At 47.4% G+C, this 19246-nt stretch carries 18 protein-coding genes and 3 pseudogenes; 11 read left to right on the top strand and 10 right to left on the bottom strand.

The window, feature by feature from the left end; translation table 11 throughout:
- Positions 1–3 precede the first annotated feature (3 nt).
- The 3 genes from HUN05_16385 to HUN05_16375 are packed head-to-tail and all read right to left on the bottom strand — an operon-like array spanning position 4 to position 4123.
- Positions 4–1248 carry a 2-hydroxyacyl-CoA dehydratase gene (locus HUN05_16385; GenBank protein ID WDP86504.1) on the bottom strand — a complete coding sequence of 415 codons (1245 nt, stop codon included), beginning with the start codon at positions 1246–1248 and terminating at the stop codon, positions 4–6.
- 35 nt (positions 1249–1283) lie between these two features.
- Complete coding sequence (locus HUN05_16380) at positions 1284–2399, bottom strand: 2-hydroxyacyl-CoA dehydratase (protein WDP86503.1); 1116 nt, start codon at positions 2397–2399, stop codon at positions 1284–1286.
- On the bottom strand, positions 2396–4123 hold the full coding sequence (locus HUN05_16375; protein WDP86502.1) for an AMP-binding protein: 1728 nt from the start codon (positions 4121–4123) through the stop codon (positions 2396–2398). Before HUN05_16375 ends, HUN05_16380 begins: the two co-directional genes overlap by 4 nt.
- Positions 4124–4280: 157 nt before the next feature.
- On the opposite strand from HUN05_16375, the gene HUN05_16370 reads away from it, so the two are divergent.
- The 3 genes from HUN05_16370 to HUN05_16360 all read left to right on the top strand — a co-directional run bounded on the left by HUN05_16370 (position 4281) and on the right by HUN05_16360 (position 6255).
- The gene (locus HUN05_16370; protein ID WDP86501.1) at positions 4281–4925 is read left to right on the top strand and encodes a TetR/AcrR family transcriptional regulator; all 645 of its coding nucleotides are present in this window, start codon (positions 4281–4283) and stop codon (positions 4923–4925) included.
- Positions 4915–5724, top strand: a complete 810-nt coding sequence (locus tag HUN05_16365; protein WDP86500.1) for a PhzF family phenazine biosynthesis protein — start codon at positions 4915–4917, stop codon at positions 5722–5724. The genes HUN05_16370 and HUN05_16365 overlap by 11 nt, the downstream gene beginning before the upstream one ends.
- 90 nt (positions 5725–5814) lie before the next feature.
- Positions 5815–6255 (top strand): hypothetical protein, encoded by a 441-nt coding sequence (locus HUN05_16360; GenBank protein ID WDP86499.1) that lies wholly within the window; start codon positions 5815–5817, stop codon positions 6253–6255.
- 133 nt (positions 6256–6388) lie between these two features.
- Here the strand turns inward: HUN05_16360 and HUN05_16355 are convergent, their stop codons facing one another.
- Positions 6389–6958, bottom strand: coding sequence for a hypothetical protein (locus HUN05_16355; protein ID WDP86498.1), 570 nt, complete (start codon positions 6956–6958; stop codon positions 6389–6391).
- Positions 6959–7091: 133 nt separating this feature from the next.
- On the opposite strand from HUN05_16355, the gene HUN05_16350 reads away from it, so the two are divergent.
- Positions 7092–8303 (top strand): IS256 family transposase, encoded by a 1212-nt coding sequence (locus tag HUN05_16350; GenBank protein ID WDP86497.1) that lies wholly within the window; start codon positions 7092–7094, stop codon positions 8301–8303.
- A 196-nt stretch (positions 8304–8499) separates the two neighbouring features.
- Here the strand turns inward: HUN05_16350 and HUN05_16345 are convergent.
- Both HUN05_16345 and HUN05_16340 read right to left on the bottom strand, forming a co-directional pair.
- Positions 8500–8772: pseudogene (locus HUN05_16345) on the bottom strand (IS630 family transposase).
- Positions 8773–8789: 17 nt separating this feature from the next.
- Complete coding sequence (locus HUN05_16340) at positions 8790–9959, bottom strand: IS4 family transposase (GenBank protein ID WDP88105.1); 1170 nt, start codon at positions 9957–9959, stop codon at positions 8790–8792.
- 232 nt (positions 9960–10191) lie between these two features.
- Here HUN05_16340 and HUN05_16335 point away from each other — a divergent pair.
- The 6 genes and pseudogenes from HUN05_16335 to HUN05_16310 all read left to right on the top strand — a co-directional run bounded on the left by HUN05_16335 (position 10192) and on the right by HUN05_16310 (position 14568).
- Positions 10192–10290 (top strand): annotated as a pseudogene (locus HUN05_16335) (P-II family nitrogen regulator).
- 31 nt (positions 10291–10321) lie between these two features.
- Positions 10322–11529: pseudogene (locus tag HUN05_16330) on the top strand (ammonium transporter).
- Positions 11530–11673: 144 nt separating this feature from the next.
- A complete protein-coding gene (locus tag HUN05_16325) occupies positions 11674–12444 on the top strand; it encodes an amino acid ABC transporter permease (protein WDP86496.1) in 771 nt (256 codons plus the stop codon).
- Positions 12445–12480: 36 nt separating this feature from the next.
- Positions 12481–13296, top strand: coding sequence for a transporter substrate-binding domain-containing protein (locus tag HUN05_16320; protein ID WDP86495.1), 816 nt, complete (start codon positions 12481–12483; stop codon positions 13294–13296).
- Positions 13297–13339: 43 nt separating this feature from the next.
- Positions 13340–14173 carry an amino acid ABC transporter permease gene (locus HUN05_16315; GenBank protein WDP88104.1) on the top strand — a complete coding sequence of 278 codons (834 nt, stop codon included), beginning with the start codon at positions 13340–13342 and terminating at the stop codon, positions 14171–14173.
- A 14-nt stretch (positions 14174–14187) separates the two neighbouring features.
- Positions 14188–14568, top strand: coding sequence for an MGMT family protein (locus HUN05_16310; protein ID WDP86494.1), 381 nt, complete (start codon positions 14188–14190; stop codon positions 14566–14568).
- Positions 14569–14575: 7 nt separating this feature from the next.
- Here HUN05_16310 and HUN05_16305 read toward each other — a convergent pair whose 3' ends face one another.
- Entirely contained in the window at positions 14576–15154 is a 579-nt protein-coding gene (locus tag HUN05_16305; protein WDP86493.1) for a DUF2889 domain-containing protein, read from the bottom strand.
- 152 nt (positions 15155–15306) lie between these two features.
- Here HUN05_16305 and HUN05_16300 point away from each other — a divergent pair, with 152 nt between their 5' ends.
- Positions 15307–16185 carry a DMT family transporter gene (locus HUN05_16300; GenBank protein ID WDP88103.1) on the top strand — a complete coding sequence of 293 codons (879 nt, stop codon included), beginning with the start codon at positions 15307–15309 and terminating at the stop codon, positions 16183–16185.
- Between the two features lie 54 nt (positions 16186–16239).
- Here the strand turns inward: HUN05_16300 and zupT are convergent, their stop codons facing one another.
- The 3 genes from zupT to HUN05_16285 form a co-directional block, all read right to left on the bottom strand.
- Positions 16240–17061 (bottom strand): zinc transporter ZupT, encoded by an 822-nt coding sequence (gene zupT / locus HUN05_16295; GenBank protein WDP86492.1) that lies wholly within the window; start codon positions 17059–17061, stop codon positions 16240–16242.
- 123 nt (positions 17062–17184) lie between these two features.
- The gene (locus HUN05_16290; GenBank protein ID WDP86491.1) at positions 17185–17538 is read right to left on the bottom strand and encodes a dinitrogenase iron-molybdenum cofactor biosynthesis domain-containing protein; all 354 of its coding nucleotides are present in this window, start codon (positions 17536–17538) and stop codon (positions 17185–17187) included.
- 212 nt (positions 17539–17750) lie between these two features.
- Positions 17751–19094: a sigma 54-interacting transcriptional regulator gene (locus HUN05_16285; GenBank protein ID WDP86490.1), complete on the bottom strand. Its 1344-nt coding sequence runs from the start codon at positions 19092–19094 to the stop codon at positions 17751–17753.
- Positions 19095–19246: the final 152 nt, after the last annotated feature.

Here is a 19246-nt window from a genome sequence, read left to right as displayed (position 1 = left end):
GTTTCACCTTTTTTGTTTTATGATTTCCATGAATGCATCAATCCGGGTATCTGCCTGGGAAAGGGAAAAATTTCTGGGATCCACCATATCCGCTTCCAGCATGAGTACGGGGATTCCTGTTTTTTCCCGGACAATATTCATGATATCCATCTGTCCGAAGGAATAGGGTTTGCAGGAGCGGTTGGAATGCATGACAAATCCGTCCACCCCGTAAAATTGGATCATCCCAAGAACCTGGTCTGCCATCTGGTCCACCCCGATATTGAGATATATCCGGGTGTAGGCCTCGGCCATGGATCCTAGAAAATCATTTGCATCTATGTACTGGATGGCCGAACACCAGGCCGAGGTGTAAGTGTCAGCCACCGGACAGGCATTGTGGTCTGAAAATTTTTGGGAGAGCCATTTTAGATTATACCATACCGGCAGATTGTCCCAAAGCAGCCGGTGCTGTTCTTCTGGCACAATGGAAATGCCCTGTTCCACCCGTTCTTCCATTTCTTTGAGCAGTTGGGTATAAAAATCCACAGCCGTCTGGGTTCCCCTGAGGGTCACAATCAGGGCCAGAAAGAAGAAGGCATCAAAGGCAGACATGGGGGAGGGCCTTTGGGCGGTGGTCTTCAGCACCTTTTGCCAAAGCTTCTGGCCTTCCAGGGCAAGGGCGCCCACCGTTTTGATTCTGTCATAGTCAAACGGTTTACCGGTGGCGGTTTCTAAAAAAATCACATATTCTTTTATCTGATTCTGGACATAGGCTGCAATCTCTTTTGTGTATCCTGAGTGACAGACCGGGGTGTCCAGGATGAACAAGGGGACATTAAAGTGTCTGGCCTGGATTTCATACCATTTGAGTACAGTGCCGCAGATATTGTTGCAGCAGATGAGCATGTCTGGTTTGGGAAGCCCGCCCAGAGGGCCGCCATTGACCACAGCGCAGGAAATATCGGCCCTGGCATAGGAGCATAGGTCACTGGAATAACCCATGTCTTCGGCTTTGATACAAAGATCTTCCCCCATTTTAGAGGCCCCGATCATGGCCCCGTGGTTTTCAGGGTAAACCGGAATAATGTCCATGGCAATCAACGGTTCAACCGGGCCTCCCGAGGTGATCCAGGCCACGGTCTTGTTGTTTTCCCGGGCGGTCAATGCGTCCATATAATAGGTGGTCATGATATCCCGCATTTTTTTGGCGGATTTAATTTTCCGTTTTTCTTTTTCAGGATCTTTGGGTGTTGCTTTGTCGTTCATAAGGGCTCCTCATACCGATTTAATCTTTGGTTCAATTAGATCATCTGAATAAAGGTTTCCACACGGGTGGTCATCTGGCCTGAGTTGGTCTGCTGATCATCCATTTCCAGGTGAAGGGAAGGGATGCCTTCCTTGTCCAGGCATTCTTTGAGATAGGGAAAGTCAAAGGCATGGGGGTCACAGAACTTGAGCAGGGTAAACACAACGCCCTGGGCCTTTTTTGCCTTGACCAGATCAATCAGGGCCTTGGCCCTGGCAAAATTGCCGCTGTGCTTTGCAGGGCAGACCACCCGGTCCGTATACCGGGCGGTCAGCCCGTCCATGGGCGGGAGATCCTGGGGGATAAGACCTTGAAACCACCGCTGGCCCGAGCAAAGATCATCTCCCACCACAGCACCGCCTGCATCCTCCACAAGGGTGTAAAGGTCGGGCATGTCACAGACAGAGCCTGAAAGGATTAACCGCGTTGGATCACCAGGCTTTTGTGGCAAATTTTTTAATGCCGATAAAAGATCTTTAAGGCAGGTATCCAGAAGGTTTCTGTCCATGATCATGGCCGCTTTGATGACACAGAACAGGTCTTTGCCTGAAATGACGGCCGGATGTTCTGCTTTCAGGGTGTAAATTTGGTCAAGGCGGGTCCGGATTCTGTTGAACAGGGCAATGGATTCGGCCAGATCATCTTCGGTTATGGGGTGGCCGATATAGGATTCAAGATCGGTTTTAAATTTGTTGAGAACGGTTTTCATATAATCTCTGGCCGAGGCGGTGGTCAGTTTGGCCGGCATGATCACATCGGCGAAAAAAGCCTGGTCCATGTTCAGCCGCCAGATGTCTGACAACCGCTGGATGGAATCACAGGTATGGGGGAATACGGTTCCGTCCAGGTAGTTAAGATCGCCTGAAAGGCCTTGCTCCAGAATTCCCCTGACCAGGGAGCAGCAATAGGCCTGGAGATGATTTTCCGCCAGGCTGATCTCCGTTTTTCGGGAAAACAGCCGCATGGGGTGGCAGCCGGCTGCAAAAATTAATTCTTCCGGTGCATAGGAGCACAGATAGCCCAGGATTTTTTTGCCCTTTGTTTTAATGGACTGGGCTGTTTGTTCAGGATCTTTTATTGTTGTGTAAAACGGGGTGAGTTCCTCTATCATGAATGATCTCCTGTAGATCTGCCGTTTTCGGTGATTTGTTCTTTTTCCTGATCTTCAAGTACTTTATAGGCCACCTTGCCTACCAGGGTGGTGGGTAGCTCTGGTCTGAATTCAATGGTTCTGGGACAGCTCCACTTTATAAGTTGTTGCCGGCAATGGTCAATAAGTTCTTTTTCAAGGCTAGCATCTGCCTGTTCAACTTTATCGGCCTTTACCACAAACGCTTTTACCCGTTCAACCTGGTCCGGGTCCGGCACCCCGATGACACAGGCCTCTTTAACCTTGGGGTGCTGGTAAAGCAGGTCTTCCACCTGGGCCGAATAGACGTTCATACCTGAAGATTTGATCATCCTTTTTTGCCGCAGCTTAAAATAGAAAAATCCCTGTTTGTCCTGATGGGCGATATCTCCGGTGTGCAGCCAGGTTTTTGAATCCTTGTGGATTCTTAAGGTTTTATTTGTCTTCTTTTCCTGGTCAAGATATCCTTTCATCACAGCAGGGCCTGACAAACAGATTTCCCCGTCTTCTTCCAGGTCTGCGGTCTCTATGGTTCCCGGCCTTACAATTTTGGCGTTCATATCCGGAAATGGCACCCCAATACTTTTTTGACGGTAACTGTCCATGGGCATGGCCATGACCGCAGTGACCGCGTCTGTCAGTCCGTATCCTTCCAGAAGCCTGACATTACCGCCCCTGGCCTTGACAATGGCTTCAAACTCATTTTTTACGGTTTCAGGCAGGGTGTCGGCCCCGCAAAATGCGGCCTTAAGACAGGACAGTCCGGCATTTTTAAATTTTTTATTTTTGCACAATGCCGCATAAAGGGTGGGCACACCGATGATAAAGGAGGTTTTTTTGTCCTTGATGAGGCCGGCCACGGTTTCCGGGGTGAACTGGGGGACAAGGATGCTTTTGCCTCCGCCCATAAAGGCGGCATTGATACATACCCCCAGGCCGAATCCATGAAATATGGGCAGGATGGCCAAAATGGAGTCGCTTTCGTCCAGCTGGCCCCAGGCTGCCACCATCATGCCCTCACTAATAAAGTTCATATTGGACAGCAAGATTCCCTTGGGCTTGCCCGTGGTTCCGCCTGAATAGAGGATAACAGCAGTATCGTCAGAGTCCATATCTGCCTTGGGCTGGGATTGCCAGGATGCGGCCATGATATCTGCCCAGAAAAAGGTGGTTTTGTCTTCAGGCACCTTTGGTATTTTACGCCCCTTGGTCAGCCAGAATCCAAATTGTTTTACCGGGGATAAAAAGTCTCCTATTTTGGCGAGGATGAGTCGTTTGCAGGCCGTTTGATCCATGGCGGCCCTAAATTTATGGTAAAAGGCATCCAGGGTCAGGGCCATGGTTGAATTGGAGAGGTTCAGGTAAAATCGGATTTCTGTCTCCGTGGACAAGGGGTGGATCATGGAGGCCACAGCCCCTATTTTGTTGGCAGCATAAAAACAGATAATGCCCTGGGGGGAGGTGGGCATGGAAATGGTGATGGTGTCCCCTTTTTTTAGACCCAGTCCGGCTAGGGCATCTGCGCATTTGTCAATATGGTCGGAAAATTTTTGGTATGTGCATTGGGTGCCCATGAAATCCCAGGCAATTTTATCCGGGACCCGGTTGACAGAGTTTATGACAGATTCATACATGGTGATCTTGGGATAGTCTATTGAATGGGGAACATCGGCGTAATGCTCAAGCCATGGGCGCTGGGTCTGCATTTTATCTCCTTTTACAATGTAATCAAACGCTAAACGAATTACTGTCTACTGGTTTCTATACCGAACGACGGTCGGCGTGTCAACCATCACTTGTGATTTTGTCCTGATTGTGGTAGTGTAAATACTTGAAATGACAACCCTACCCTCAAAGGACCCCATGGAGAAAAAAGATACATTAAGCCGTCTTAAGATTCAGGAACGGAAGATGAGGCAGCAGATCATTGTTGACGCGGCCCGGGAGGTTTTCGGCCAGACAACCTATGACAAGGCAAGTATGGCCGAAATTGCCAGAACCGCAGGCATTGCAAAGTCTTCCATTTATACCTATTTCAATTCCCAGGAAGAACTCTATGCCAGGATTGCCTACATGGATGCCTGCGAATTTATAAGCGATCTTCAAGATCAGATAGACCATCGGCCTGACGATCCTCTGGGTGCCAGCATTGATTATTTTCTTGAGTATTATATTGCCCATATTGCCCAATGGCGGATGATCACCCATTTTGCCCTCCACGGCAACAAAGACATGGGGGCGGTGGAGCAGCTCAATGAAATCGGAAGACGGCTTATGGACGTATTTGAAAAGGTGTTCAAGGCCCTGGGCAGCAAAGAGCGGTCTCGCATCTTGGCCCATACCCTCTTTGCCTGTCTTTCAGGCATCCTTATTGCCTTTAGAAATTATCCGGGCCGCAGTGAAAAAGAGCGTATCTCTCATATGAAACGGATTGGCGAGATGGTGGGAACCATGACCCTGGCCCTGATAGACGAAAACAAAAAAAAAGGCAGGTCAGATGAAGCTTAGGATGTTTCAGATAGATGCCTTTACCCAGACCCGGTTCAGGGGGAACCCGGCTGCTGTCTGTCCCCTGGACAAATGGCTGCCAGATTCTGTTCTTCAGTCCATTGCCATGGAAAACAATTTGTCTGAAACCGCCTTTTATGTTGAAAATTCTCACAATACCTATGATCTGCGCTGGTTTACCCCTGAAGTTGAGGTGGATCTCTGCGGCCATGCCACCCTGGCCACCGCATTTGTTCTGGCAAGAGAGTTTTGTCTTCCCGGTCCCTTTGTTTTTCACACCCGGTCAGGTCCGTTGACCGTGACCTGTAATGCCGATGCCTTTGTCATGGATTTTCCCTGCCAGCCCCCCATTCCCTGCGACCTGCCAGATGCACTCGTGGAGGGCCTGGACGTTGAAATTAAAGAGGTTCTCCGGGCCGAAGATTATCTGGTGGTTCTGGAAACCGAAGCTCAGGTCAGATCCCTTGTCCCCAATCATGAAAAATTTGCAGACCTTGACCTTCGGGGGATTATTGTAACCGCGCCCGGAGACAAGACTGATTTTATTTCCAGATGGTTTGGAATCGGCGTGGGCGTGGCTGAAGATCCGGTAACAGGCTCTGCCCATACCACCCTAACCCCATATTGGGCAGAGCGCCTCGGCAAAACCTGTTTGACTGCCAAACAGGTTTCAGCCCGGTCCGGATACCTGGACTGCGAGCTGGGAACCGGTGCTTTTACGGGCCGGGTGATTATCCGGGGCCGGGCCGTAAAGTATATGGATGGCTGGATCTATCTGGACGATTCGCTTAGGGTTTGACAAGATTATATCCTGGGCCTATGATCATATATCTGTATTTCAACCCTTGTCCTTGGGTTTAAGATTGATCTTAAAAAAGGGGGAATTGAAATGGCAATGCCCAATAAAAAAGGATGGCTGGCCATTTTTTTTATCCTGCTCTGTCTGGCCATACCCTTTGGCATCACCTATTATGTATCCACCGATGGCTTTAAGGATAAATATGCAAAATGGCGTGGGCCTTTGCCTGTCCCGCCAGAAAATGCCACCCTGGAAAAATCCAGAACCATTGATGATCAAGTCATTCTGGTCAAAGGCGAGCGGATACGAATTCATAATACCAGCCTGGTGTATAAAGGGATAAATCACGGCCGGGTCAGTATAGATCTTTTTTTAAAAGAGCTGGATCCTGACCATGCCTATGCCCAGGTGTTGCCGGAAGATTTGGACCATGATCAGGTGGTCCGGCTTGGGGATGTGGCCTATCAAATCAAGGCGGTCAGTGCCAAGACCCTTGTGCTGACCATTTACCAGACCATGGGGACCCGGTGAAATGATGCCTTAAAAATGGTTTGGCTATGATTTTAAAATTTGGTACAACCTTTCCATGTATGATGTGATTATCATAGGCGCGGGTCCTGCCGGGACGGCTGCTGGATTTGAGGGCGCATTCCCATTTTCCCGGTTATACCGCTGGCACTGGATTGTGCATGTTTGCCATCTGCTTCAGGCAGTTCCAACGCCCTGCTTTATAAAATGATCGCAGCATAATCATTTTTTCTGCATTCTCCCGATACCAAAAGATGCATGGACCTTTAAGACGTAAATTCACGACTCTCCGAATCGAACTTTCAATAGCACCGCTGCCAATAGGTAAGTTCAACGCTTTTACAGTTGAGAAATTAAGCCTCAGTTCATTGCGCACAAAATAATCCCGTTCCGTCTTGATAGCCTTACTGTTTCTGCCTCTACAAAGCTTCTGGACGGCCTGTACCACCTCAATCGCCTTTCCCTTCAGCAGAAGACCTCGCTGCTTCAATACCCAGCGTTTGCGTTCCTTGGATGACCAGGTCTTCCTTAAGCCTGCTACTGTACCCAGATGCTCAACTGCATGGTAGAAATCGAGAAGTTCATACACACGCTCAGGAGCCAAACCCAATGCTTTTAGCAGTCCGGGGATTCGATTCCAAATCCAATGTGCCCCATCTGCAACAAACAGTATTTTGTCTGAGTTCTGAATATGAAGGGAGTTCAAATAACCCTTTAACAAGTGGAATACACCATCCGGTCCATTGAAACAGCCATCAATAAATGGTGAAAGAGGGCGTTCAAAATTCTGTGTCAGTTGAATGAAAGCTGATATACTCAGCTAAATAAGGAGAACTGACATGACCGAAGAAAACACCGAATTTGATTTTCAAAAAGCCCTTAAAGGCATCCAGGAAGGTAAACCCTTCACAGGTAAGGGCGGCGTCCTTACATCATTAATCAAAAATCTTGCTGAAGCTGCTCTTGAAGGAGAGTTGGAGTCCCATCTCGGGCAGGAAGTTTCTGCCAACCGCCGTAATGGAAAAAGCAAAAAGACCATTAAATCCCTGGATGGTAAATTTGAGCTGGAAACCCCGCGTGACAGGGCCGGAACCTTCTCTCCACAGATCGTCAAAAAACATCAGACAACGCTCAGCGATGAAATTGAAAGAAAGATAATAGCCCTTTACGGCCTGGGCATGAGTTATAATGATATGGCTTCCCATTTACAGGAAATCTATGGACTTGAGATTTCAAATGCCACCCTTAGCGCTATTACCGATAAAATTATTCATACCGTTAAAGAATGGCAGGCCAGGCCGTTGGAAAATGTGTACCCAATCGTATGGCTTGATGCCATACATTATAAAGTACGAGAAAACGGAAAGGTCGGCAGCAAAGCCGTTTACACAATTCTTGGGGTGAATATCGAGGGCCGCAAAGAGGTTCTTGGGCTGTACATATCCGAGAATGAGGGTGCGAACTTCTGGCTGCAGGTGTTAACAGACCTTTCAAACCGAGGGGTAAAAGATATCCTGATTGCCTGTGTTGATGGTCTAAAAGGTTTTCCCGAGGCCATTGAGACCATATTCCCGGACACAGAAGTTCAACTCTGCGTAGTCCACCAGATCCGAAATTCATTGAAATACGTTGGTTCCAAAAATAAAAAGAAATTTATGGCAGATCTAAAACGTGTTTATAAAGCGGTCAATAAGGATCTGGCCGAAGAAGAACTGGATATCTTGGAAAATAAATGGAATGACAAATACCCGATTGTGATAAAATCCTGGCGGAACAACTGGGAACGCCTCAGTCATTTCTTTAAATATCCAGAAGAGATTCGACGGATAATATACACCACAAATACCATTGAGGCTGTGCATCGACAGTTTCGAAAACTGACCAAAACAAAGGGATCATTCCCGAACCAGGACAGCCTGTTAAAGCTGCTTTACATGGGGATCCAGAACGCCAGTAAAAAATGGACAATGCCGATTCAAAATTGGTCACTGACAATTTCCCAGTTGGCAATTTTCTTTGAAGGCCGGCTGGATAAAGAGCTGGGAATTTGATAGGGATTTATTTACAGATGGAAAAGATGGTTCCAGGAACTCCACTCCAGCAAAAGTCAACTCCTCCGACGTGGCTGATTGAAGGCCCATTCTCGGACCTGACTTTTACTTCCGCTGGCGCTGAGGCAGATCCGGGAACCGAAACCGTGACACAGAATTCTGAACATTCCTCTGTCGCTTCGCTCCCTGTATCCCGTCATCTTTTTTTTCGAGTGATTCCGAGTTGTTTCATATTATACCAGATACAGGCACGGGATACTCCGAAATGCTGCGCCCTTTCCGATTGTGTCATGTCATCATTTGTCTCCACATGGAGGCGCAAAGCTTCCAGATCCAAACTTCGTGGTCCTTTTGGACCGGGTTTCTTGTATGACAAACCATCTTCGGCAGACGTCCAGTTGTGAACACTTCCACGGGATACATTAAACTGACTGGCAGCTTCCGTCTTGCTTCCTCCATTTTCTACAAAATCTCAGTGATGTCCGGTTAGGTTTTTGCTTGCTCAATAATTTTTTGATCTTTGACAATATTGTCCCTGTTTGAACTATGAGAGCCCTGCTCCTCGCAGCCAAACAGGTCATTTAGAATGGCGGTTCGCAGCTGCCGAACTCTTTTGATCGTGACCTTTTCATTAAACTGTTTTTGGCAATGGATTGCCAGTAACAGGTAAGTGATAAGGCCGCCAAGAATCTGAACCATAAGGCCGTATTCACTGCGGGCAATGAGATGATATACCTTCAGATGTTCTTTCCACCATTTGAAAAAATCCTCAATGGTCCACCGGAGTTTATAAATTGTTGCTATTTGTTCCGCTGTTAAATCATGCCTGTCAGTTGCCACATAGTATTTGACGCCAGCAATTTTATAGCCAACAACCCGAACAGGCCTTTTCGTCTGGTTTTGATTCGGAGTACCAAGTTTAACCAGTGCATCATAAAAAATGTAGCTGTCGGAAGGGGTCTCGTGGTTATCAATAATTGTTCTTGTTGTCCTGGTTTTTATACGGCAGACAAAATGTTTGCCTTGCTCCTGAAGCAGGTCAAATTCTTTATGGGATTGATATCCACGATCCATAACACCTGTTTGCCCCTTGGAAACTATTTTGGGAACAAAGGTGCGTTCAGCGCCGTTGCCTTCAGTCAAAAAGATTTTGTTTGGGATTCCGTGATTAATGTCAAATCCGCAATGTACTTTGGCTTTTTTACTTCCTTTTCTGTAGTTCGCCCAGTGCATTGAAAGGACTGCATTTATGAGACTACCGTCAATGGAAACCAACTCTCCTAACTCGGCGTGTTCACCCGGATGACACTCAAGAGCCTGTTTATAAAGATCCTCAAAGATAAATTGCAGTTGTTCGAGTCCCCTGTGATTGATGGCTTCACAGAAACTACTACGGCTGATACCACCGTCTGGCGCAATATTTTCTTTAGCAAAAACATTCTCCTTGAGATCCTGAATTAAATGTCGGGCAGACTTGTGCTCCTGAAGATGGAAATAAACCAAAGCATTTATCTGGTCTTCGAATGTCATTTTTAAAGGGCGGTCTCCTCGAGATTGTAATTCCGGTGCTTTTGAAAGTGACTTTATCAGAGGGCACCTGAAATTGTCAAAGTTCAGGGACCGTAGTTGTTTTTTAGGGACTGAGATGTGCGTCATTTGAGCTCCTTGAGTTAAATTTTCAAGGCGCACAAAAATTTTTACGCACATTTGTCAACACAAAACAGACTGTTTTTTCAATGATTTTAGATGCTTTTTATATGCAACAACCTAACCGGACACTACTGACAAAATCTATAACGCGTTTGCGTAAATCTGATGAATATCTCATGGGGAAAATATAAGTTGTATAAATCCTTGTTCAAGTAATTGTTTGCTCTGCTATAAAATGGCGAAAACAGGAAAAATTGGGGATGGGAAAATTTTCATTCTGCCAGTGGAAGAGGTGATCCGTATTCGTACCCATGAAACCGGTATTGACGCCTTATAGTAAAAATTAAGAAATGTTAAAGGAGAAAAAAATGAAATATATTGGAATGGCAGTTATTCTTTTGATCTGCAGCTTATCAGCGGCCTGGGCCGGAGACGAAACCCCAACGGTTTTAACCAATAAATCGGCCATCACCCTTGTTCAGTCCCATGCCGATTATGTATGGACACTTGTCTGTGCTGTTCTTGTTTTTTTCATGCAGGCCGGGTTTGCCATGGTGGAGGCAGGATTTATACGAGCGAAAAATGCCGTAAACATCATGATGAAAAAACTTATGGATTTTTCCATGGGGTCCATTTCTTTCTGGGTTGTTGGGTTTGGGTTGATGTTTGGTGCTTCTAAAACCGGGTTTTTCGGCACCACTGGATTTTTTCTAAGCGATTTTGAACTTGGGGGGGATCCCTGGGTGCTTGCCTTTTGGATGTTCCAGGTGGTTTTTGCAGTCACCGCAGCCACCATCGTCTCCGGCGCCATGGCAGAGCGGACTAAATTTACCGCCTACCTGATCTACACGGCCTGTGTGACGGCATTGATTTACCCGATTTTCGGTTCCTGGCCCTGGGGGTGTTTATTCTCTGGGTGGGCTGGTTCGGATTCAACCCCGGTTCAACCACTGCTGCAAATAAAGACATTGCCATGATTTTCGTCAACACCAATCTGGCCGCTGCTGCCGGGGCGGTATTGGTCATGATCGTCTCATGGATGAAGTTTGGCAAACCCGAAGTCGGCATGAGTTTGAACGGTGCACTTGCAGGACTTGTGGGGATTACTGCCGGATGTGCCAATGTCACTCCCTTTTCTGCTGTGATCATTGGTGCCATTGCCGGTATCCTGGTGGTTTTTGCGGTTCTTTTCTTTGACAAAATCAGGATAGATGATCCTGTGGGTGCTATTTCAGTTCATGGGGTCTGCGGTGCCTGGGGGACTTTGGCCGCAGGTATCTTCAACATCGGCGGCACTAGCTTTAAGATTTTGTCCGTACAATGTATCGGGATTGTATCCTGTTTTGCCTGGACCTTTAGCGCGGCCTATATCCTGTTTAAAATCATTGACGCCACCATGGGACTGCGGGTTTCTGTTGAAGAAGAGCTCGAAGGTCTGGACGCAACAGAGCATGGCGGCAATGCATATCCTGATTTTTCAACCATCAACCATGCCAGCGCTTTTACAGGCGGTACACCCAGCGGTATGAAAGAAAGCGCTAAGCCATATTGTGCAAAACTGGCGCGCCAGAGTTAAACATCGTTTTTCGCATTTTTTTACACGCGAAGCATCCAACCCCGCTCTTTTTTCCCTGTGAAGAGAGCGGGGTTTTTACCTTTAAGGTTTTCCGGGTTCATGATATGGTCATGATTTTAATCGCAGATCCTGTAAAGGAAGAGGATGTTTCCGGTCCGAAATTTTATCAAGTCCGTGTTGTTTGTTTTTGTTTTGACCCTTGTACTGGCATGGGGATACCTGAGTCTGGACTACAATTGGCAATGGTATCGCATCTGGCCTTATTTTTTGTCACGCCAGGGCGGTGAGCTTGTGCCGGGGCTTTTGATTCAGGGGGTGTTCATCACCCTTAAAATTTCATCCATCGGCCTTGTTTTCTCTCTGGTTCTCGGTGCTGTGTCCGCCTTTGCAAGGTTGTCGCCTTTTCCGGTGCTGCGGATTTTTGCCTGGGTCTATGTGGAGACCATCCGGAACACCCCATTGCTCATCCAGATTTTTTTGATGTATTTTGTGATTTCTCCAGTGCTGGACATATCTGCCTTCTGGTCAGCGGTCTGGGCCCTAAGCCTGTTTGAAGGGGCCTATGCCTCGGAGATTATTCGGTCGGGCATCATGGGCATTTCCCAAGGCCAGATTGAGGCGGCCCTGGGGCTGGGGCTGACCAAACCTGTGATTTATTATAAGGTGATCATTCCCCAGATGTTGAGAACCACCCTTCCCATGCTGGCAGGGCAAAGCGTATCCTTGATCAAGGACTCGGCCCTTGTGTCCACAATTTCCATTTTTGATTTGACCATGCAGGCCCAGAAAATCGTATCTGAAACATTTTTGACTTTTGAAATCTGGTTTGCTGTGGCATTATGCTACTTGGTCATTACAGCAAGCCTGTCCTTCTTGATCAGGAAGCTGGAGCATCGGATGAGGTTTATTCTTTAATAAAAAATAAAAATTTTTGGCTAAAAGGAGATCAGGATGAAAAAATTAGGTCTTGGGTTTATCTTTTTAATGCTTGCGGTGTCCACAGCTCTTGCAGGGCAGACCGGTACGGCGTTGTCCAATGAAAGTATTATTGAAAAAATTCAGAAACAAGGGGTGCTCAGGGTGGGAATGTCCACCTTTGTTCCCTGGGCCATGAAAGATAAAAAAGGCAAACTTATCGGATTTGAAATTGATGTGGCCAAAAAACTGGCCAAAGATATGGGGGTTAAAATCGAGTTGGTCCCCACGGCCTGGTCCGGTATTATTCCAGCCTTGCTCACGGGAAAATTTGATGTGATCATCGGCGGTATGGGCATTACCCCGGAACGCAATCTAAAGGTCAATTTCAGCATGCCCTACGAATTTTCAGGCATGTCCATGGTGGCTCACCGAAAAAAGGCTGACGGGTTTTCAAGTATAGAAGATTTTAATCAAAAAGAGGTCATTATTGCCGTTCGTACGGGAACCACAGCAGCACAGGCCGCAAAAAAATATATGCCAAAGGCCCGGTTTAAACTTTTTGAAAATGAGAGCCAGGCCCTTCAGGAACTGAACCTGGGCAGGGTTCATGCCGTCGTATCCTCAGCCCCCATGCCTGCCTTTCATGCCTTGAAATTTCCTGATAAACTTTTTGTGCCCATCAAGGAAAATTTTACACGAGAGCCCATTGGATTTGCCATTCGAAAAGGGGATTACGATGCCTTGAATTATTTTAACAATTGGATACTCATCAACCATGCTTCCGGGTTTTTAAAGGAAAGACAAACCTATTGGTTTGAAACAAAAAAATGGGAAAGCCTTGTTCAATAAACCCTCAAATCGAATCACCCTTGTGGATATTGCCGCATTGGGAATGGGTATTGCCTTTGTCTGGTTTTTTTTAGCCCGCATGGGAACAGTCCTTGCCTATGAATGGAATTGGGCAGCCATACCCCAGTATTTTTTTTTCAGGGACCCTGACACAGGACAGCTTGTCCCCAATATTCTTGTCCAGGGGTTTTTTACCACCATCAGGCTCAGCGTCTGGGCCACCGGGCTTGGCTTTGTATTGGGTACCCTGTCCGGTGTCATGGGGGCCAGGGGGGACGGATTCCAGCGTTTTATTTCCCAGACGTATGTGGGAATTGTCAGAAATATTCCCTCCCTGGTCCTGCTCATTATTTTTTATTATTTTGTGGCCAGTCAGTTTCTGGACTTTTTAGGGCTGGATGCCTGGGTCCGGGACCAGCCAAGGGGGGTCCAAAGCATCATTGGTCTGCTTTTTTCCGAACCCGGACAGATCAACTCCTTTGTGTCGGCCGTGGCCGCCCTGGCCCTTTATGAGGGGGCCTATATTTCTGAAATTGTCCGGGGCGGTATTTTGGGTATTCCCCAGGGGCAGTGGGAAGCATCTTCTTCCATTGGGCTGTCCGGGTTTAAAACTTTTCGGTTGGTGGTTTTGCCCCAGGCCTTTAGAAAGGTGGCCTTTCCTCTGGCTGGCCAGTTTATCTCCACGATCAAGGATTCAGCCATTGTCTCGGTGATTTCCATCCAGGAACTGACCTTTCAGGGTATGGAACTCATGGCAGCCACATTTTTGACCTTTGAGGTCTGGGTCACTATTACATTTTTGTATTTTCTTCTGACCTTTTCTTTGTCCAGGGTCATGGCCTTTATGGAAAGGCATTTTAACCGGGAAATCCGGTAGGGGGGATGGCCGGTATGGACCCGATCCTGTCCGGAGGTCGTCAAAAATCGGAGGATTTTGATCCAGGATCTAAGTTAGCGCCGTTTACCCGCAAAGTACTGGATGTGATTCAGGCCATTCCTTCGGGCCGGGTGCTCTCCTACGGCCGGGTTGCGTCCCTGGCCGGAAACCCCCAGGGGGCAAGGCAGGTTGCCAGACTTCTTCATTCCATGTCCCAAAAGTACGATCTTCCCTGGCATCGGGTGGTCAATGCGTCCGGAAAGATTTCCCTGCCAGAGGGCAGGGGGTATGAGCTTCAAAAGGCATTGCTTGAATCCGAAGGCATATGTTTTTCCAGAGCCCGCAGGATTGATTTTTTAACTTATTTATGGGTACCCAAAACCCGGTTGGAATAAGGTCGGGTTAAATTGTCCCGCCACTGGTTTTATTTTCTTTTTTTATGGCCTGAACCAGTTCCCTGTGCTTGGGCCCGTTTTTTTTCCACATTCTGCATGAATCAAAAAGATAGGTGTCTGCGTTTTGGAGGGGTATTTTTCGGTCCGGGTCCTGGTGCTGTTTCCAGGCCATCCCGCCGTGGACAATCTCGGTTCCCATGGCCGTTACGAGTGTGCAAAGGTGGGCGCATCCATTGGGCCCGCCTACCAGAGTGCTGATGCTTTTGGAAAATCCAGGTTTGATTTCAAGATTGATGAGTCTGTCCATGCAGTCCAGGGTCTGGGCACATTCTGCCATGGGGGTGGTCAACATTTCAGCCTCTGCCTGGATGATTCTGAGCCGATCCAATGCAATGAGAAGGGTGACCGACATGTGGTGGATGGTTCCCGGAGCCTTATCACGGCCGAGAATGTCTATGATATGAATCCGCCTTTTATCCTTGAGTTCTCCGTGGACAATGATCTGGTTGGCTTTTTGAGCCATTGTTGACAGGCAAATATTCCGGCAATGGATGGGTGAATGGGTTTGTATGATATCTTTTAGCATGACTGCCCCTGGGTGCAATTGTTTATCTTGGGTTGAATTGTTCTGCCGCCTTGATGGATAATCCTTTTTAATATTTTTTTTGCTTGACCTGGGCTCATCACCCCCCTAGTCTCCCTTAGTTATAAAACCAAGGAGCGGCCTATATGTATAAAATGATTGAACATTCCTTTTTTGGCCTGTTTGTGGGTGCCCTGATCATCAGCTTTTCCAGTGTGTTTGTCAAGATTTCCCAGGTAAACCCCATGGTTTCGGCTTTTTACCGGGTGCTTTTTGGCTGCCTTTTTTTGTCCCTTGCCTGTGCCGTTAAAAAAGAATTTAAAAAAGCGAGTCTGAAAAATAGCCTTCTGGCCGTTGCCTGCGGCCTTATTTTCAGTATTGATCTGTTCTGCTGGCATTTTAGTATTGAGTATGTTGGGCCGGGACTTGCCACTATTTTAGGCAATTGCCAGGTCTTTATTCTGGCTCTTGCCGGATGGCTTCTCTTTAAGGAACCACTGGGGGCTTTGTTTTTGCTGGCCCTTCCCATGGCATTGGCTGGCCTTTACCTGATCATCGGTGTGGACATGAATCAATTGAGCCCCCAATATTTTTTGGGTGTCGGACTGGGGATTGTCACAGCCATAAGCTATGGCGGATTCCTTTTGATGATCAGGCATGTCCAATCGGATCAAAAAGGGCTGGTTTTTTATTACCAGGTGATAGTGACAGGCTCGTGTTCTGTTTTTTTGGGGATCGTGGTGGTAGGATCGGGTCATTCTTTTGTGATTCCCAACATGGGGTCCCTGGCATCGCTGTTGGGGCTGGGAGGGCTGTCCCAGGCATTGGCCTGGGCCATGATAGGGTTTTGTCTGCCCCGGGTTGACGCCTCGAGAGCTGGTCTTGCACTTTTGCTTCAGCCTGCCCTCTCATTTGTCTGGGATGTGGTTTTTTTCAGCCGGCAGACCGGTGGGGCCGGCTGGATCGGGGTGGCTCTGGTACTGGCTGCCATCTACATGGGAATGGTTTACGGAAGGAAAAAATCGTCTTCATAGACCTTTATGACTGCAAGGGGCTGAAAGATTAAGGCAGTTTTACCGGGGCGCGGGTCAGACAAAGAGGACAAGGCTTGCCGCCATGACGGCCATTCCTGCCACCACCCCGTACATGGCAATATGGTGTTCCCCATATTTTTCCGCTGTGGGCAATAGTTCATCCAAGGATATAAAGACCATGATTCCGGCCACCATGGCAAAGAGCAGCCCAAATATGTAATCGTTAAAATACCGAAAGAACAGAAAATACCCCACCAGGGCACCCACAGGTTCTGACAGACCGGAGAGAAAAGAGAGACCAAATGCTTTTTTTCGGCTGCCCGTGGCATAGTAGAGGGGAACGGAAACGGCAATGCCTTCAGGTATATTGTGAATGGCAATGGCAACGGCGATGCTGAGTCCCAGGGCCGGGTCCTGGAGCCCGCCCACAAAGGTGGCAAGGCCTTCCGGGAAATTATGAATGGCTATGGCCAGGGCAGAGAACATTCCCATCCGTTCCAGGTCCTTTTTTTTATGGGCCTCTTTGCTCATCTGTGACATCTCTTCAACTCCCCTGATTTCATGGGGGTTTTCAAAACTTGGCACCAGTTTATCAATCATGGCGATCAAAAAGATTCCACCAAAAAAAGCCAGTGTGGCCAGTAAATATCCCTGGGAAGGCCCCAGGACAGCTGTCAGCGCATCCTTTGCCTTTGCAAAAATTTCAACCAGGGAGACATAGATCATAACCCCTGCGGAAAATCCCAGGGAGGCTGTCAAAAACCGGGTATTGGTTTCTTTTGCAAAAAAGGCAAGGGCTGAGCCGATACCGGTGGAAAGTCCTGCAAAAAGGGTCAGGGAAAATGCAAATATAAGGGTCGGGGTATCAGGGGCCATAATGCTTTCCTAATCTTTTTTTTCCAGGTTGGGTTTTCATTTTAACTGAATAGAATTAATTGGAATGATATGAAATTTTTCTTGAGATTGTCAACCCAATGGAAAAGAGGCATTTCCCAGATGCTATCTGCGGGAGTAATCCAGACTGCAGCCCGGCATCATATGGCTCTGGTCAATGGTATATCTGCTGGCAAAGCTGTTGAGAATATCCAGGGCATTCCCGGATACAAATGAAATCAGGCGGATATGATTTTCAGCGATTTGATCTGAGGGCTCTGTGGAGATGGCACCGCAGATCAGGGTGGACACCTGTTCATGGCTCAGCAATGCCGCCAGATCCTGAATATCATCAGGGTGAAAGGAAACATAGGTTTTGCTCTTAATTGTATGTCCTTTAATATCGGCAATCAATAAGGTTCTGGCAGCATCAAAAACAGGAGAGACCCGGTTGCCCCATGCCGTTATTGCAATTTTCAATGGTTATTCCCTTTTATTCTGGTCTTTGGGTATTAACATGATTTGAGGAACTGCAAGGGGTGTGCCTTAAAGGGTTGTTAAGGCAACAGTTTTTAAAAATCCCGATGTTTATTGATTTTAAAGAAAACTTGGCTGTTGGGGGTAAAAAGTAATTTGGGAATAATCGTTGCAAAAATGAGACTGTTTCAAGGGGCTGGTTGCAGGTTTATGGCCTATAGTGTAATGCCCAGTTTTTTTATCCGTCTGAAAAGTGTGCTTTTATGGATGCCAAGATCCCTTGCCGCGGCATTGCGGTTGTAATTATTGCGGGCCAGGGCATCTGAGATCATTTTGACCTGTGCGGCTTTGACCGGATCCTTGTCTGTTTGAGGATCTGAACTTTGAATGGTGGAAAGAGATCCGGGCAGGTGGCTGGTATGAATATACCCGTCAGGACAGAGCACAAAGGCATGCTCTATGATATTTTCAAGTTCCCGGATATTGCCCGGAAATTCATGGACCATAAAGGCTGCCAGAACATCCTGATCAATGCCCTGGATGCATTTGTTCTGGCGCAGGTTCAGTTTTGAAATAAACCGGTCCACCAGGGGGGGGATATCTTCCATTCGCTGGCGCAGGGGGGGCAGGGCGATTCGGATCACATTGATTCGATAATACAGGTCCTGGCGGAATTGTTTTGTTTCCACCTGGGTGGTCAAATTTTTGTTGGTTGCCGCAATGATCCTGACATTGGTTTTTTCCTTTGAGATCCCGCCCAAGGGCGTGTACTCATGTTCTTGAAGCACCCTTAAAAGCCGGACCTGGAATGCCGGGCTGGTATCCCCGATTTCATCCAGGAAGACCGTTCCTCCTTCGGCCAGGGCAAACTGGCCGGGCTTGTCCTTGACCGCGTGGGTAAATGCCCCTTTTTTGTATCCGAACAGCTCAGATTCAAGCAGCGTGTCCGGCAGGGCCCCGCAATTTATGGCGATGAACGGGGCCTCTTTGCGGTGGCTCATATTATGAATGGCCCTGGCCATGAGTTCTTTTCCCGTGCCGGTTTCGCCTTCGATGAGTACGGATGCGTCACTGTCAGATATCTGGGGAAGAATGTTGAAAATATCTTTCATTGAATCTGAATTGCTGATGATATCTTCGACCCCGACCCCTTGTCTGAGTTCTTTTCTCAAGGCTTCCACCACAGAATGATCCCTAAATGTTTCAACCCCGCCGATCACTTCCTGGTTTTTATCAATGAGCAAAGAGGTGGAGGCGGTAATGGGAATCTTTTTTTGACTGGAGTTGATAATATAGGCTGAGGTGGAAATGAATGGTTTTCCCTCTTCCATGGTTTTTTTCAGGGCACAGTTCTGCTCGCACATGTTGGACCGGAAGACTTCCCAGCAGTGGCGTCCCATGGCTTCATCCCGGGAAATGCCGGTGATTTCTTCGGCTGCCCGGTTAAATGAGGTGATTTCCCAGTTATAGTCAATGGTGAAAACCCCGTCGGATATGGAGTCGAGAATGACTTTTGTGGTGGTCTGGGTCAGGGGGGCTACGCTTGTATTTTTATTCATGGGTTTATCCTTGTTTTGTTAAAATAAATCATATTTTTTGCAGTTTTGCAACCATTAAATTTATTTTTAAAAAGGATATGATGCAAAATTGAAACCTTGACTGTTTTGGGTGATTATTCTCTTTTTTTAAATAGTTATCTAATATTTAGGGG

This window comes from Desulfobacter sp. (genome assembly GCA_028768545.1).
In the GTDB taxonomy this organism is placed as follows: Bacteria; Desulfobacterota; Desulfobacteria; order Desulfobacterales; family Desulfobacteraceae; genus Desulfobacter.
Note: the sequence above shows the minus strand (reverse complement) of the source record. Positions and strands in the feature narration are given on the sequence as shown.

Bases quoted from the DNA above. Each gene is read 5' to 3' on its own strand.
- HUN05_16385 (WDP86504.1), bottom strand. From the start codon at position 1,248: ATGAACGACAAAGCAACACCCAAAGATCCTGAAAAAGAAAAACGGAAA.
- HUN05_16380 (WDP86503.1), bottom strand. From the start codon at position 2,399: ATGATAGAGGAACTCACCCCGTTTTACACAACAATAAAAGATCCTGAA.
- HUN05_16375 (WDP86502.1), bottom strand. From the start codon at position 4,123: ATGCAGACCCAGCGCCCATGGCTTGAGCATTACGCCGATGTTCCCCAT.
- HUN05_16370 (WDP86501.1), top strand. From the start codon at position 4,281: ATGGAGAAAAAAGATACATTAAGCCGTCTTAAGATTCAGGAACGGAAG.
- HUN05_16365 (WDP86500.1), top strand. From the start codon at position 4,915: ATGAAGCTTAGGATGTTTCAGATAGATGCCTTTACCCAGACCCGGTTC.
- HUN05_16360 (WDP86499.1), top strand. From the start codon at position 5,815: ATGGCAATGCCCAATAAAAAAGGATGGCTGGCCATTTTTTTTATCCTG.
- HUN05_16350 (WDP86497.1), top strand. From the start codon at position 7,092: ATGACCGAAGAAAACACCGAATTTGATTTTCAAAAAGCCCTTAAAGGC.
- HUN05_16340 (WDP88105.1), bottom strand. From the start codon at position 9,959: ATGACGCACATCTCAGTCCCTAAAAAACAACTACGGTCCCTGAACTTT.
- HUN05_16325 (WDP86496.1), top strand. From the start codon at position 11,674: ATGTTTCCGGTCCGAAATTTTATCAAGTCCGTGTTGTTTGTTTTTGTT.
- HUN05_16320 (WDP86495.1), top strand. From the start codon at position 12,481: ATGAAAAAATTAGGTCTTGGGTTTATCTTTTTAATGCTTGCGGTGTCC.
- HUN05_16315 (WDP88104.1), top strand. From the start codon at position 13,340: ATGGGTATTGCCTTTGTCTGGTTTTTTTTAGCCCGCATGGGAACAGTC.
- HUN05_16310 (WDP86494.1), top strand. From the start codon at position 14,188: ATGGACCCGATCCTGTCCGGAGGTCGTCAAAAATCGGAGGATTTTGAT.
- HUN05_16305 (WDP86493.1), bottom strand. From the start codon at position 15,154: ATGCTAAAAGATATCATACAAACCCATTCACCCATCCATTGCCGGAAT.
- HUN05_16300 (WDP88103.1), top strand. From the start codon at position 15,307: ATGATTGAACATTCCTTTTTTGGCCTGTTTGTGGGTGCCCTGATCATC.
- zupT (WDP86492.1), bottom strand. From the start codon at position 17,061: ATGGCCCCTGATACCCCGACCCTTATATTTGCATTTTCCCTGACCCTT.
- HUN05_16285 (WDP86490.1), bottom strand. From the start codon at position 19,094: ATGAATAAAAATACAAGCGTAGCCCCCCTGACCCAGACCACCACAAAA.